Source organism: Pseudomonas sp. (assembly GCF_033723075.1).
In the GTDB taxonomy this organism is placed as follows: Bacteria; Pseudomonadota; Gammaproteobacteria; order Pseudomonadales; family Pseudomonadaceae; genus Aquipseudomonas.
Map to the genome: position 1 here is coordinate 65,143 of NZ_JAWVXU010000012.1, position 14,876 is coordinate 80,018.

Sequence of the window (14,876 nt, forward strand, 5' to 3'; positions counted from 1 at the left end):
AAGTTCCTTATGCGGTTGCGGTGTGGGCGCTGGCGCGCTGACGGCGAACCAGCTCGCCAGCCAAGGCCAGGTAGGCAATGGCGCCACGGGATTGCTTGTCGTATACCAGCGCCGGCATGCCGTAGCTGGGGGCCTCGGCCAGGCGAATATTGCGCGGGATAACGGTCTGGTACAGCGTGTCGGGGAAATGCTGCTTGAGCTGCGCCGAGACATCGTTGGTCAGGCTGATGCGCGGGTCGTACATGGTCCGCAGCAGGCCTTCGATCTTCAGCGAAGGATTGAGCATCTGGGCGATGCGCTGAATGCTGTTGATCAGGTCGCTCAAGCCTTCCAGGGCGAAATACTCGCATTGCATGGGGATGATCACCCCATCGGCGGCCACCAGGGCATTGACCGTTAGCATCGACAGCGCCGGCGGGCAGTCGATGAGGATGTAGTCGTAGTTCTCGCGGATTGGCGCCAGGGCGTTACGCAGGCGACTTTCCTTCATTTTCATTTCCAGCAGGCTGACTTCCGCGGCCGTCAGGTCCCGGTTGGCCGGCAGCAACTGGTAGCCGCCGTGCTCGGAATACTGCATGGCCTCGACCAGGTTGCATTCGCCAATCAGCACGTCGTAGATCGAATGCTCCAAGGCATGCTTATCCACACCGCTGCCCATGGTCGCGTTGCCCTGTGGATCGAGGTCGATCAGCAGCACCCGGCGCTTGGTCGCAACCAGCGAGGCGGCCAGATTGATGCACGTGGTGGTCTTGCCCACGCCGCCTTTCTGGTTGGCGATTGCGAATACTTTAGCCATGTTGCCTTCCCCCTAGACCGAGCGACGCAGTATCAGCAGATGGCGCTGACCTTGGCAACCGGGAACCTTGAGCACATGGGTGGCTGCCAGGCGGAAGTCGGCCGGCAGGGCTTGCAGTTCGTCGTCCGGATGCACGCCTTTCATCGCCAGCCATTGGCTCTGGCCATCGCCGAGATGACGGGTCCAGTTGGCAAAGTCTTCCAGGCTGCTGAAGGCGCGGGAGACGATGCCGCTGAACGGCTGCTCAGGCTTGAAGGCCTCGACCCGGCTGTGGATAACTTCCAGATTGGCCAGTTTCAGTTCCAGCTTCACCTGGGTCAGGAAGCGGGTCTTCTTGCCGTTGGAGTCAAGCAGGGTGAAACGTCGCTCGGGGAACAGGATGGCCAGGGGAATGCCCGGCATGCCGCCGCCGCTGCCGACATCCAGCCAGTTATCCCCAGCAGCAAAGACGAAGGGCTGCACACTCAGGCTGTCGAGCAGATGGCGCGAGACCATTTCGTCGGGATCGCGCACCGCGGTGAGGTTGTAAGCCTTGTTCCATTTGATCAGCAGCGCCAGGTAGGCGAGCAGCTGTTCCTGTTGCGTGGGCGAAACCTGGACGCCCAACTCGAGGGCGCCTTGTGCCAGTTCTTCGGCGTGTTTGCTGGTTACCACTGACATCAGGCGCTTTGCTCCAGCTGGCGACCGGCACCGCGTTTTTTCAGGTGGATCAGCAGCAGGGAAATCGCCGCCGGGGTGACCCCGGGAATCCGCGAGGCCTGACCGAGGGTCTGCGGACGGCTGTTGCCGAGTTTGTGCTGGATTTCCTTGGACAGGCCGGAAATCCCGTTGTAATCGATATCCGCCGGTAATTGGGTGTCTTCGCTGGCGCGCAGCCGGGCGATTTCATCCTGCTGGCGGTCGATGTAGCCGGCGTACTTGGTCTTGATCTCGACCTGCTCGGCGACTTGCGGGTCCTGTGCACCCGCGCCGGTCAGTTCGACCAGGCCGAGGTAATCGATCTCCGGGCGCGACAGCAGGTTGAGCAGGTTGTACTCGTGGGTCAGCGGCGTGCCGAAGCGCTCGGCAATCGCCTCGCCCTGGGGCGTTCCGGGGCGGACCCAGGTGCTTTTCAGGCGCTGCTCTTCCAGCTCAATGGCTTCACGCTTGGTCTCGAATGCGGCCCAGCGCACGTCATCGACCAGGCCCAGCTCGCGGCCTTTTGCAGTCAGGCGCAGGTCGGCGTTGTCTTCGCGCAGGATCAGCCGGTATTCGGCCCGCGAAGTAAACATGCGGTACGGCTCCTGGGTACCCAGGGTGATCAGGTCGTCAACCAGCACGCCGATGTAGGCCTCGTCGCGGCGCGGGCACCAGCTGTCCTTGCCCTGGGCGCGCAACGCCGCATTGGTGCCAGCGAGCAGACCCTGGGCGCCGGCTTCTTCGTAGCCGGTGGTGCCGTTGATCTGGCCGGCGAAGAACAGGCCGGCGATGACCTTGGTTTCCAGGCTGTATTTCAAATCGCGCGGATCGAAGTAGTCGTACTCGATGGCGTAGCCCGGCCGCACGATGTGGGCGTTTTCCATGCCGCGAATGGAGCGCACCAGCTGCAATTGCACGTCGAACGGCAGCGAGGTGGAAATGCCGTTGGGGTAGAGCTCATGGGTGGTCAGGCCTTCAGGCTCGATAAACACCTGATGGCTGTCCTTGTCGGCGAAGCGGTGGATCTTGTCTTCGATCGACGGGCAGTAACGCGGGCCGACGCCCTCGATCACCCCGGAGTACATCGGCGAACGATCGAGGTTGGCGGCGATGATTTCGTGGGTCCGGGCATTGGTATGGGTGATCCAGCAACTGACCTGGCGCGGATGCTGCTCCCGGCTGCCGAGGAACGACATCAGCGGAATCGGCGTATCGCCCGGCTGCTCGGTCATCACGGAAAAATCCACCGAACGGCCATCGATGCGCGGCGGGGTGCCGGTCTTCAGGCGTCCGACGCGCAGCGGCAATTCACGCAGGCGCTGGGCCAGGGCGATCGAGGGCGGATCGCCGGCGCGGCCGCCGGAATAGTTCTGCATGCCGATGTGGATAAGTCCGCCGAGGAAGGTGCCGGTGGTCAGGACCACCGAATCGGCGAATATCCGCAAGCCCATCTGGGTCACCACGCCTTTGACTTCGTCGTTCTCGACGATCAGGTCATCGGCGGCCTGCTGAAATATCCACAGGTTGGCCTGGTTTTCCAGGGTTTCGCGAATGGCGGCCTTGTACAACACCCGATCGGCCTGGGCACGAGTGGCCCGTACGGCTGGGCCCTTGCGGCTGTTGAGCACGCGGAACTGGATACCGCCCTTGTCGGTGGCGGTCGCCATGGCGCCACCCAGGGCGTCGATTTCCTTGACCAGGTGGCTCTTGCCAATCCCGCCGATGGCCGGATTGCAGCTCATCTGGCCGAGGGTTTCCACGTTGTGGGTCAGCAGCAGGGTTTTAACCCCCATGCGTGCCGCTGCCAGAGCAGCTTCGGTGCCGGCATGACCACCGCCGATCACGATCACCTGAAAACGGGAAGGGAAATCCACCACGCACCTCGTGCCTGTTGAGAAATGGGGGGCTTTTTGCTTTGAAAAGCTGGAAAGCCGGGAAGTATAGGGATTTAGCCCGTGTGAAAGAAGCCTTTTGCACAAAAAATAGCCAGCCCGCCATGGCCTTCTCGGAGCGGTCGGTTAATAAAGAATAAAAGAATGAATTTATATAGATCTTTGTTTTTATGTTTATTAAGTATGCAGCGCTTTTCTGTGGATAGATGGCTACAGCCCAATACTCACGGTGCTTACAGCGATTCAAAAGGCTGTGGTGATCCTGCCGTCAGCCTGTTCGCTAGCGGTAGACAGCCTGTGGATTAAAGCGATGGTTATCCACAGGGCGGTTTATCCTCAGTTTTATCACCGGGTTATGGACCGGGCTCAGGGGTGGTTTTCCACAGGGCTTAGATGGATAAATAAGTGCGGCGGGACGCATATTTCGCCCAGACGGATGCCTGCCCGAATGGCATAAAGAGAGTTTTCAGGGGACTGGGTACGCAGGATAGGGTAGGCGCAGGAAGGATATTTTGGATGCGAGAGAAGGTCGGATACGGCTCAACCCATCAACAAGAAGGATTGCGGCCTGCTCCGAGAGCGGTTTGTAGCAACATTGCACGGCAGTGCTTGGCAACCATGGGGCGTAGCCCGGATGCAATCCGGGAGCAATTTTATAGACGCTAGGTTTCCCCGGATTTTATCCGGGACGGGACGGCAAAAAGCATCGCGGGCATGGGCTAGGCGCCCCCGCCGCGCCTATGATTTCTACGCCCTGCGAGGCTTGTGCATAAGCACAGGATCTACAAAAGGGGGAGCGCCGCCCCACCCGGGAGGGTCTCGCGGAGACCTACTTGCCGATACAGAAGCTGGAAAAGATCCGTCCGAGCAGGTCGTCGGAGCTGAACGCCCCGGTGATTTCGCCCAGAGACTGTTGCGCCAGGCGCAGGTCTTCGGCGAGCAGCTCACCGGCCCCTGCCAGGGTCAGCTGCGCGTGACCGTGGTCGAGATGGGTGGCGGCCAGGCGCAAGGCCTCCAGATGGCGCCTGCGGGCACTGAAGCTGCTCTCGGCTGTCTGTTCGTAGCCCATGCAGGCCTTCAGGTGCTCACGCAGCAGCTCCAGACCTTCGCTGGACCTGGCCGAAAGGCTGATGGTCACATGACCGTCGCTGCCCACTTCCAGGGCAATGGCTTCGCCCGAGAGGTCCGCCTTGTTGCGGATAAGGGTGACCTTGGCCGGATCCGGGCGCTGATCGAGAAACTCCGGCCATAGCGAGAAGGGATCGTCGGCTTCGGGCGCGGTGGCGTCGACCACCAGGAGAATGCGATCGGCTTCGCCGATGGCTTTAAGCGCGCGCTCGACGCCGATCCTTTCCACCTGATCTTCGGTAGCGCGCAAGCCGGCGGTATCCACCACATGCAGCGGCATGCCATCGATGTGGATATGTTCACGCAAGACATCGCGGGTGGTGCCGGCGATCTCGGTGACGATGGCGGCTTCACGCCCGGCCAGGGCATTGAGCAAACTGGATTTACCGGCATTCGGCCGACCGGCGATCACCACCGTCATGCCATCGCGCAGCAGTGCGCCTTGTCCGGCTTCGCGCAGTACGCCGGAGAGGTCCGTGCGCACGCCCTCGAGCAGGTTGAGCACGTGGCCATCGGCGAGGAAGTCGATTTCTTCTTCGGGGAAGTCGATGGCCGCCTCGACGTAAATCCGCAGGCTGATCAGGCGTTCGGTCAGGCCATGCACGCGCCGCGAGAATTCGCCTTGCAGCGAGCGCAGGGCATTGCGTGCAGCCTGTTCGGAGCTGGCTTCGATCAGGTCGGCAATCGCTTCGGCCTGGGCCAGGTCGAGTTTGTCGTTGAGAAACGCACGTTCGCTGAACTCGCCGGGCCGGGCCTGGCGTGCACCGAGTTGCAGGCAACGGCGCAGGAGCAAGTCGAGCACCACCGGGCCGCCGTGGCCTTGCAGTTCCAGCACGTCTTCGCCGGTAAAGGAGTTGGGGCCGGGGAAGTACAGGGCCAAGCCCTCATCCAGCACCTGTTCGGCATCGGCGAAGAAGGGGCCGTAATGGGCATAGCGGGGTTTCAGTTGGCGTTGGCAAATCGCCTGGGCCAGTTGCCCAGCCAAGGGACCCGAAACCCGCACGATGCCGACACCACCACGGCCCTGGGCGGTAGCGACGGCGGCAATGGTTTCACGGACTGCTGACATGCTGGACTCCAAACGCTGGATAGCAAGACGCCCCACGATGGGGGCGTCTTGGGTAACGGCTTGCTAGAGCTTAGGTGCTCCGCCTGATCAGGCCGCAGCCGCCTTGGTCGCCGCTTCGATCTTGCGGGTAATGTACCACTGCTGTGCGATCGACAAGACGTTGTTGACCACCCAGTACAGGACCAGACCGGCTGGGAACCAGAGGAAGAAGAAGGTGAAGATGATCGGCATCAGCTTCAGCACCTTGGCCTGCATCGGGTCCGGCGGCGTCGGGTTGAGCTGCTGCTGGATGAACATGGTGGCGCCCATGATGATCGGCAGGATAAAGAACGGGTCCTTGATCGCCAGGTCGGTAATCCAGAACATCCAGGGGGCCTGGCGCATCTCCACACTTTCCAGCAGGGTCCAATAGAGTGCGAGGAATACCGGCATCTGTACCAGAATCGGCAGGCAACCACCCAGGGGGTTGATCTTCTCTTTCTTGTACAGCTCCATCATGGCTTGGGACATCTTCTGCCGATCGTCGCCATGCTGCTCTTTCAACACAGCCAGTTTCGGCGCTACGGCCCGCATGCGCGCCATCGACTTGTAGCTGGCGGCAGACAGTGGGAAGAAGATCAGCTTGATGATCACGGTCAGGACGATGATCGACCAGCCCCAGTTACCCAGGATGCTGTGGATATGTTCCAGCAACCAGAAGATCGGCTGGGCGAGGAACCAGAGGATGCCGTAGTCGACAGTCAACTCCAGGCCCGGGGAGAGGGTTTTCAGGTGACCCTGAAGTTTCGGGCCTGCATACAGAATCGCACTGACTTCGCCTTGGCCGCCGGCAGCAACCTGAACGGCCGGGCCGGTATAGCCAACGATGTAGTTGCCTTGGCTGTCTTTACGGGTCTGCACCAGATTGGTGGTGCCTTTCTCGGGAATCCAGGCGGTGACGAAATAATGCTGCAGCCAGGCCACCCAGCCGCCTTCAACGGTTTCCTTGAAGGCCTTCTTGTCGATATCTTTCATCGACACTTTCGTGTACGGCTCGTCGGCGGTCCAGAGCGCGCCGCCCAGGTAGGTGGCGGTGCCGGTGGCGGTGGTGGAAGAGGGGTCGTCGCTGTCATCGCGCTTGAGCTGAGCGAACATATTGCCGCTCCAGACTTTATCGGTCTGGTTGTCGATCAGGTAGCTGACGGTCATCTGGTAAGACGCAGGGTCTACGCACCCCGGCTTTTTCAGCTGTTGTTCCTTCGCAGAACACTCGGGATTCAGGCCGCGCGTGAAGGTGAAGCGCTTGATGTAATTGACGCCGTTCTCACTGAGCTTGAGGTCGACCTGCAATTGGTCCTGGCCTTCAGCCAATTCATAATGCTGCTTTTCGCTGCTCCACAGCGCTCGACCGCTGGATTTGTCCGGCGCGTTGCTGCCGATCAAACCGCTTTGCGCCAGATAGGTACGCTCGCTGCCGTTATCAAACAGCTGGAAAGGCACATCCGGATGGTCTTGCCGACGCGGGTACTGCGGCAACTGCAGTTCCACCACGTCACCGCCACGTGGATCGATGGCCAGATTCAGGACGTCGGTTTTCACTCGAATCAGTTGGTCACTGACGGCCACTGGGGCAACACTGATAGAGCCTGAATCGGCGGCAGCAGCTGCGGTCGGGATATCATCGCTGGTAACGGCGTTGGCCGTGGTGTTCGGCAAGCCTGGAACTGTACTGCTGACTGCTGCAGTCTGAGTCGGCAGGGCAGCTTGACCGTAGTCCTGGTTCCACTGAAGAACCATCATATAGGACACGATTGCCAGGGCGACGATCAGGATCGAGCGTTGAATATCCATGATTATTCGGCCATCGAAGAGGAACGAGAGGGTTTCGCGGGGGGGACCGGGTCGTAGCCACCGGGATTCCACGGGTGACAGCGGCCGAGCCGGCGCAATGCCAGCCAGCCACCACGCGTGAGGCCATGTTGTTCAATGGCTTCATGCGCGTAGCAGGAGCAGCTTGGATAAAAACGACAGTGGCTGGCCATCAAAGGACTGATGGCATAGCGGTAGAACTGGATTGGAACCAAGGCCAGTTTACGCATGGGGACTGTCGTTTATCCCGATAGGGGTAGAAGTTTCCGGGTTTGGCTTGTTGCGTGCCAGGCGTTTCCAGAGCTTGCCGAACTGGTGAGCCAGCTCGGCATTCTGCAGATCGCCCAGGCCCTTACGCGCAACCACTACGATGTCCCAACCGACCAGGTTGTCCTGGTTGTGGCGGAACGATTCGCGGATCTGGCGTTTCAGGCGATTGCGCTCAACCGAGAGCTTGACGCTCTTCTTGCCGATCACCAACCCCAGACGGGGATGATCAAGCTCGTTGTTGCGCGCCAGCAGCAGGACATTTTTGCCCGGAACTTTGCCGCTAGGGGAGTCGAAGACTGCCTTGAATTGTCGGGGGGTTAGCAGACGCTTTTCCCGACTGAAGTCTCGACTCACCACAATACCGAAATTTAGACGGCGAGACGCTTACGGCCCTTGGCGCGGCGACGCGACAGGACAGCACGGCCGTTCTTGGTGGCCATACGAGCACGGAAACCGTGGGTGCGAGCGCGTTTGATAGTGCTTGGTTGGAAAGTGCGTTTCATGGCGTGTTACCTGGATGGTCGACTACGGGCCGGAATGGCCCCCGTTTTAAGAGACCGGCGATTCTAGAGAATCACGAGGGTCAGGTCAATTTCCAACCAGCATTTTCGTTAATAAAGAATATAGAGAAGAGAGTATTTAAAGCTTTTCTGTAATGTTAACTACTATTAGCAAGCGCCTTTTCTGTGCATAAGTGCCTCCAGGTCAGTATTCATCTGGCTCTTGCGACAGGGTAAGTCTGTCAGGAAGCCGTGCCGCGGCTGTGTGAATGCCGCGGATAAGCTGGGGATGGAATGCCATGTTATCCACAGCCATGGTCATGCACCACTTATGCCCAGGCTTATCCGCTGGGCTCAGGCTGGGTTATCCACAGAGTTGAATGTACAGTTTTCGACCAATGGTAAATCCCTTGGCCAGGGGCGGGTATCTCGCCAGAGCGGTCGTTACGTGTGGATAACTCAGTCTTCGACAGCTACAATGGCGGCTGTTTTTTGCCTCGCCGCTTTCCTATTTAGGGGTTATCCGTGTCCGTTGAACTTTGGCAGCAGTGCGTAGAGCTTCTGCGCGATGAACTGCCTGCCCAGCAATTCAATACCTGGATCCGACCTCTGCAGGTCGAAGCCGCTGGCGATGAGCTTCGCGTCTATGCGCCGAATCGTTTCGTGCTCGACTGGGTCAATGAAAAATACCTGACGCGGCTGCTGGAACTGCTCAGCGAACGCACCAACGGCATGGTGCCAGCACTGTCCTTATTAATAGGCAGCAAACGCAGCAGTGCGCCTCGCGCGGCTGCTGCGCCCGCGCCAGTCGTGAGCAGTACTCCAGCGGCTGCGCCCAGGGCCGCTCCCCCTGCTCTTTCGGAGCCATCGCGGTCCAGTTTTGACCCCATGGCAGGGGCGGCCAGTCAGACCGCTCCTGCGCGCACTGAGCGCACGGTGCAGGTGGAAGGCGGGCTCAAGCACACCAGCTACCTGAACCGTACCTTTACGTTCGACAATTTCGTCGAGGGCAAGTCCAACCAACTGGCCCGCGCGGCAGCCTGGCAGGTGGCGGACAATCCCAAGCATGGTTACAACCCGCTGTTCCTCTATGGCGGCGTCGGCCTGGGCAAGACCCACCTGATGCATGCAGTGGGCAATCACCTGCTGCAGAAGAACCCGAATGCCAAGGTGGTGTACCTGCATTCGGAGCGGTTCGTGGCCGACATGGTCAAGGCGCTGCAGCTGAATGCGATCAACGAGTTCAAACGTTTCTACCGTTCGGTGGATGCCTTGCTGATCGACGACATCCAGTTTTTCGCCAAGAAGGAACGCTCCCAGGAGGAGTTTTTCCACACCTTCAATGCCTTGCTCGAGGGCGGCCAGCAGGTGATCCTGACCAGCGACCGCTACCCCAAGGAAATCGAAGGCCTGGAAGAGCGCCTGAAGTCGCGCTTCGGTTGGGGCCTGACGGTGGCGGTCGAACCGCCCGAGTTGGAAACCCGGGTGGCGATTCTGATGAAGAAGGCCGATCAGGCCAAGGTCGATCTACCCCACGATGCGGCGTTCTTTATCGCCCAGCGCATCCGTTCCAATGTGCGTGAGCTGGAAGGCGCGCTCAAGCGAGTGATTGCGCATTCACACTTCATGGGCCGCGACATCACCATCGAGTTGATTCGTGAATCGCTGAAGGATCTGTTGGCGCTGCAGGACAAGCTGGTCAGCATCGACAATATCCAGCGCACCACGGCTGAGTACTACAAGATCAAGATCTCCGATCTGCTCTCCAAGCGCCGTTCACGCTCTGTGGCAAGACCGCGGCAAGTGGCCATGGCCTTGTCGAAGGAGTTGACCAACCACAGCCTGCCGGAGATTGGCGATGCCTTCGGCGGCCGCGATCACACCACGGTATTGCATGCTTGCCGTAAGATTGCTGAACTTAAGGAATCCGACGCGGACATCCGCGAGGATTACAAGAATCTGCTGCGTACGTTGACCACTTGATTACGCCACTCCACTAGGGCAAGGGACTAGACCATGCATTTCACTATTCAACGCGAAGCCTTGTTGAAACCGCTGCAACTGGTCGCCGGCGTCGTGGAACGCCGGCAGACCTTGCCGGTGCTGTCCAACGTGCTGCTGGTGGTCGAAGGCCAGCAACTGTCGCTGACCGGCACCGATCTCGAAGTCGAGTTGGTCGGCCGCGTAAGTCTGGAAGAACCGGCAGAGCCAGGTGAGATCACCGTACCGGCGCGCAAGCTGATGGATATCTGCAAAAGCCTGCCAAATGATGCGCTGATCGACATCCGCGTCGACGAGCAGAAGTTGTTGGTCAAGGCCGGGCGCAGTCGCTTCTCCCTGTCGACTCTGCCCGCCAATGACTTCCCCACCGTTGAGGAAGGCCCGGGTTCGTTGACCCTCAGCCTGAGCCAAAGCAGGCTGCGCCGCCTGATCGAGCGCACCAGTTTTGCCATGGCGCAACAAGACGTGCGCTATTACCTCAACGGCATGTTGCTGGAAGTTCAGACCGGTATTCTGCGTGCAGTCGCCACCGACGGTCATCGACTGGCCATGTGTTCGATGGCCGCCGAGATCGAACAAACCGAACGGCATCAGGTGATAGTGCCGCGCAAAGGCATTCTCGAGTTGGCGCGTCTGCTGACCGAGCAGGACGCAAACGTAAGCATCATCCTGGGCCAGCATCATATTCGTGCGACCACCGGTGAGTTCACCTTCACCTCAAAACTGGTCGACGGCAAGTTCCCGGATTACGAGCGAGTGCTGCCGCGCGGTGGCGACAAACTGGTGGTCGCCGATCGCCAGGGTCTGCGTGAAGCGTTCAGCCGCACCGCCATTCTCTCCAACGAAAAGTACCGCGGTATTCGTTTGCAACTGGTTGCCGGCCTGCTGAAAATTCAGGCTAACAACCCGGAGCAGGAAGAAGCCGAAGAAGAGATCGCCGTGGACTACAACGGCAATCAGTTGGAGATCGGTTTCAATGTCAGCTATCTGCTCGATGTCCTGGGCGTGATGACCACCGATCAGGTGCGCCTGATTCTGTCCGACTCCAATAGCAGTGCCCTGGTGCAGGAAGCCGATAACGACGATTCCGCCTATGTCGTTATGCCCATGCGTCTGTAGCTGCTAAATGTCCCTCACCCGCGTTATGGTCACCGCGGTGCGTAACTTGCACCCGGTGACCCTCTCCCCCTCCCCGCGTATCAATATTCTTCACGGCGCCAATGGCAGCGGCAAAACCAGTGTCCTGGAAGCCGTTCACCTGCTTGGTCTGGCCCGCTCATTTCGCAGCACACGACTACTGCCAATGATTCAGTATGAGCAGCTTGCCTGTACTGTTTTCGGTGAAGTGCGACTGGCCGATGGTCGGCAAAGCAGTCTGGGCGTTTCCCGTGATCGTCAGGGCGAATTGCAGATTCGCATCGATGGGCAGAATGCGCGCAGTGCCGCCCAGTTGGCTGAAACGCTGCCACTTCAGTTGATCAACCCGGACAGTTTCCGCTTGTTGGAAGGCGCGCCCAAGGTTCGCCGGCAATTTCTCGACTGGGGAGTGTTCCACGTGGAACCTCGCTTTATGCCGGCCTGGCAGCGCCTGCAGAAGGCCCTGCGGCAGCGGAACTCGTGGCTGCGGCATGGTACACTTGACGCCGCTTCGCAGGCGGCCTGGGACCGTGAGCTGTGCCTTGCCAGCGACGAAATCGATGGTTATCGAAGAGCCTACATCAAGGCCTTGAAACCGGTGTTCGAACGTACGCTGAGCGAGCTGTTGGAACTGGAAGGCTTGACCCTCAGTTATTACCGCGGCTGGGACAAGGAGCGCGAGCTTAACGAAGTACTGGCTACTTCCCTTATCCGCGATCAGCAAATAGGTCATACCCAGGCCGGCCCGCAGCGGGCGGATCTCAGATTGCGTCTGGCAGCCCATAGTGCCGCGGAGATACTGTCGCGAGGTCAGCAAAAGTTGGTCATTTGTGCCCTGCGTATTGCCCAGGGTCATTTAGTTAATCAGGCCAAGCGCGGGCAATGCATTTATCTGGTGGATGACTTGCCGTCAGAACTGGATGAACAGCACCGTCGCGCTTTGTGCCGCTTGTTGGAAGACTTGCACTGCCAGGTGTTCATCACCTGTGTAGACCATGAATTGTTGAGGGAAGGCTGGCGCACGGATACGCCCGTTGCCATGTTCCACGTGGAACATGGCCGTATCACCCAGACCCACGACCACCGGGAGTGAAGCATGAGCGAAAACCAAACGTACGACTCCAATAACATCAAGGTCTTGAAAGGCCTGGATGCCGTACGCAAGCGACCTGGCATGTACATCGGCGATACCGATGATGGCAGCGGTCTGCACCACATGGTATTCGAGGTGGTCGATAACTCGATTGACGAAGCTCTGGCGGGGCATTGCAGCGACATCATCATCACCATCCACCCGGATGAATCCATCAGCGTGAGCGACAACGGTCGTGGCATCCCGGTGGATATTCACAAAGAGGAAGGTGTTTCCGCCGCCGAGGTCATCATGACCGTGTTGCATGCCGGCGGTAAGTTCGATGACAACTCCTACAAGGTCTCCGGCGGTCTGCACGGCGTAGGGGTTTCGGTGGTCAATGCCCTCTCCGAGCATCTGCTGCTCACAGTGCGCCGCAGTGGTCACGTCTGGGAACAGACCTACGTGCATGGGGTGCCACAGGAACCCATGCGCATCGTCGGCGATACCGACACCACAGGCACCAACATCCACTTCAAGCCGTCCTCGGACACCTTCGCCAATATCCATTTCAGCTGGGACATTCTGGCCAAGCGTCTGCGCGAACTGTCGTTTCTCAACTCCGGTGTGGGCATCGTGCTCAAGGACGAGCGCAGCGGCAAGGAAGAGCTGTTCAAGTACGAAGGCGGTCTGCGCGCCTTCGTCGAGTACCTGAACGTCAACAAGACCGCGGTCAACCAGGTGTTCCACTTCACCATCCAGCGTGAAGACGGTATCGGCGTCGAAGTGGCCCTGCAGTGGAACGACAGCTTCAACGAGAACCTGTTGTGCTTCACCAACAACATTCCCCAGCGCGACGGCGGCACCCACCTGGCCGGTTTCCGTTCGGCGCTGACGCGCAACCTGAATGCCTATATCGAGCAGGAAGGTCTGGCCAAGAAGCACAAGATCGCTACCACCGGCGACGATGCCCGTGAAGGGCTGACCGCGATCATTTCGGTGAAAGTGCCGGATCCCAAGTTCAGCTCGCAGACCAAGGACAAGCTGGTCTCCTCCGAAGTGAAGACCGCGGTCGAGCAGGAAATGGGCAAGCACTTCTCCGACTTCCTGCTGGAGAACCCGGGCGAAGCCAAGGCGGTGGTCGGCAAGATGATCGATGCCGCTCGCGCCCGAGAAGCCGCGCGAAAAGCGCGGGAGATGACCCGCCGTAAAGGCGCCCTGGATATCGCCGGCCTGCCCGGCAAACTGGCAGACTGCCAGGAAAAGGATCCTGCCCTTTCCGAACTCTACATAGTGGAAGGGGACTCCGCGGGCGGTTCTGCCAAGCAGGGCCGTAACCGCAAGACCCAGGCGATCCTGCCGCTCAAGGGCAAGATCCTCAACGTCGAGAAAGCCCGTTTCGACAAGATGATTTCCTCCCAGGAAGTCGGCACCCTGATCACCGCGCTCGGTTGTGGTATCGGCCGCGATGAGTACAACATCGACAAGCTGCGCTACCACAACATCATCATCATGACCGACGCCGACGTCGACGGCTCGCACATCCGCACCCTGCTGCTGACCTTCTTCTTCCGTCAGCTGCCGGAACTGGTCGAGCGCGGCTACATCTATATCGCCCAGCCGCCGCTGTACAAGGTCAAGAAGGGCAAGCAGGAGCAGTACATCAAGGATGACGAGGCCATGGAGGAATACATGACCCAGTCGGCCCTGGAAGACGCCAGTCTGCACGTCAACGAAAGCGCGCCTGGCCTGTCCGGTGCGTCGCTGGAGCGCCTGGTCAACGACTACCGACTGGTGATGAAGACCCTCAACCGCTTGTCGCGTCTGTACCCGATCGAGCTGACCGAGCACTTCGTCTACATCCCACGCGTCAGCAGCGAACAACTGGCGGACCTGGATGCCATGCAAGCCTGGTTGGGGCTGCTCGATGCTCGCCTGAAAGGCATGGAGAAATCCGGCCTGGTATACAAGACCAGCCTGCACGAAGATCAGGAGCGGCACATCTGGCTACCGCAGGTCGAGCTGGTTTCCCACGGGGTTTCCAGCTACATCACCTTCAACCGCGACTTCTTCGCCAGTAACGATTACAAGACCGTCACCAGCCTGGGCGACCAGCTGAACAGTCTGCTGGAAGAAGGCGCCTACGTGCAGCGTGGCGAGCGCAAGAAAGCGGTAACCACCTTCAAGGACGCCCTGGGCTGGTTGATGACCGAGAGCACCAAGCGCCATAGCATTCAGCGCTACAAAGGTCTCGGCGAAATGAACCCGAACCAGCTGTGGGAAACCACCATGGACCCTGAAGTGCGGCGCATGCTCAAGGTGACGATTGAAGACGCAATTGGCGCGGACCAGATCTTCAACACCCTGATGGGCGACGCCGTAGAGCCACGCCGGGAATTCATCGAGGCCAACGCCCTGGCGGTGTCTAACCTGGACTTCTGATCGTTGTTGTAGGTAGCCAAAGAGTTGCCATTTCGCTCAAGGT

General features: G+C 59.5%; 12 protein-coding genes. 4 read left to right on the forward strand and 8 right to left on the reverse strand.

The window, feature by feature from the left end; translation table 11 throughout:
* Positions 1 to 7: 7 nt before the first annotated feature.
* The 8 genes from R3355_RS15320 to rpmH all read right to left on the reverse strand — a co-directional run bounded on the left by R3355_RS15320 (position 8) and on the right by rpmH (position 8,184).
* Positions 8 to 796 carry a ParA family protein gene (locus tag R3355_RS15320; protein WP_318949729.1) on the reverse strand — a complete coding sequence of 263 codons (789 nt, stop codon included), beginning with the start codon at positions 794 to 796 and terminating at the stop codon, positions 8 to 10.
* 12 nt (positions 797 to 808) lie between these two features.
* Entirely contained in the window at positions 809 to 1,456 is a 648-nt protein-coding gene (gene rsmG, locus R3355_RS15325; RefSeq protein WP_318961956.1) for a 16S rRNA (guanine(527)-N(7))-methyltransferase RsmG, read from the reverse strand.
* Positions 1,456 to 3,348, reverse strand: a complete 1,893-nt coding sequence (gene mnmG, locus R3355_RS15330; RefSeq protein ID WP_318961957.1) for a tRNA uridine-5-carboxymethylaminomethyl(34) synthesis enzyme MnmG — start codon at positions 3,346 to 3,348, stop codon at positions 1,456 to 1,458. The genes rsmG and mnmG overlap by 1 nt, the downstream gene beginning before the upstream one ends.
* An 847-nt stretch (positions 3,349 to 4,195) precedes the next feature.
* Positions 4,196 to 5,563: a tRNA uridine-5-carboxymethylaminomethyl(34) synthesis GTPase MnmE gene (gene mnmE / locus R3355_RS15335; RefSeq protein WP_318961958.1), complete on the reverse strand. Its 1,368-nt coding sequence runs from the start codon at positions 5,561 to 5,563 to the stop codon at positions 4,196 to 4,198.
* Positions 5,564 to 5,650: 87 nt separating this feature from the next.
* On the reverse strand, positions 5,651 to 7,393 hold the full coding sequence (gene yidC, locus R3355_RS15340; protein ID WP_318961959.1) for a membrane protein insertase YidC: 1,743 nt from the start codon (positions 7,391 to 7,393) through the stop codon (positions 5,651 to 5,653).
* 2 nt (positions 7,394 to 7,395) lie between these two features.
* The gene (gene yidD / locus R3355_RS15345; protein ID WP_318949734.1) at positions 7,396 to 7,641 is read right to left on the reverse strand and encodes a membrane protein insertion efficiency factor YidD; all 246 of its coding nucleotides are present in this window, start codon (positions 7,639 to 7,641) and stop codon (positions 7,396 to 7,398) included.
* Positions 7,634 to 8,035, reverse strand: coding sequence for a ribonuclease P protein component (gene rnpA / locus R3355_RS15350; protein WP_318949735.1), 402 nt, complete (start codon positions 8,033 to 8,035; stop codon positions 7,634 to 7,636). Before rnpA ends, yidD begins: the two co-directional genes overlap by 8 nt.
* 14 nt (positions 8,036 to 8,049) lie before the next feature.
* Positions 8,050 to 8,184 (reverse strand): 50S ribosomal protein L34, encoded by a 135-nt coding sequence (rpmH, locus tag R3355_RS15355; protein ID WP_002551315.1) that lies wholly within the window; start codon positions 8,182 to 8,184, stop codon positions 8,050 to 8,052.
* 522 nt (positions 8,185 to 8,706) lie between these two features.
* On the opposite strand from rpmH, the gene dnaA reads away from it, so the two are divergent.
* Genes dnaA through gyrB form a run of 4 tightly spaced genes read left to right on the forward strand, consistent with a single transcriptional unit; the run spans position 8,707 to position 14,833 of the window.
* A complete protein-coding gene (gene dnaA / locus R3355_RS15360; protein WP_318961960.1) occupies positions 8,707 to 10,164 on the forward strand; it encodes a chromosomal replication initiator protein DnaA in 1,458 nt (485 codons plus the stop codon).
* A gap of 33 nt (positions 10,165 to 10,197) precedes the next feature.
* The gene (gene dnaN, locus R3355_RS15365) at positions 10,198 to 11,301 is read left to right on the forward strand and encodes a DNA polymerase III subunit beta (RefSeq protein WP_318949737.1); all 1,104 of its coding nucleotides are present in this window, start codon (positions 10,198 to 10,200) and stop codon (positions 11,299 to 11,301) included.
* A 7-nt stretch (positions 11,302 to 11,308) separates the two neighbouring features.
* Positions 11,309 to 12,412, forward strand: coding sequence for a DNA replication/repair protein RecF (gene recF, locus R3355_RS15370; protein WP_318961961.1), 1,104 nt, complete (start codon positions 11,309 to 11,311; stop codon positions 12,410 to 12,412).
* A 3-nt stretch (positions 12,413 to 12,415) separates the two neighbouring features.
* A complete protein-coding gene (gene gyrB / locus R3355_RS15375; protein WP_318961962.1) occupies positions 12,416 to 14,833 on the forward strand; it encodes a DNA topoisomerase (ATP-hydrolyzing) subunit B in 2,418 nt (805 codons plus the stop codon).
* The last annotated feature ends 43 nt before the right edge of the window (positions 14,834 to 14,876 follow it).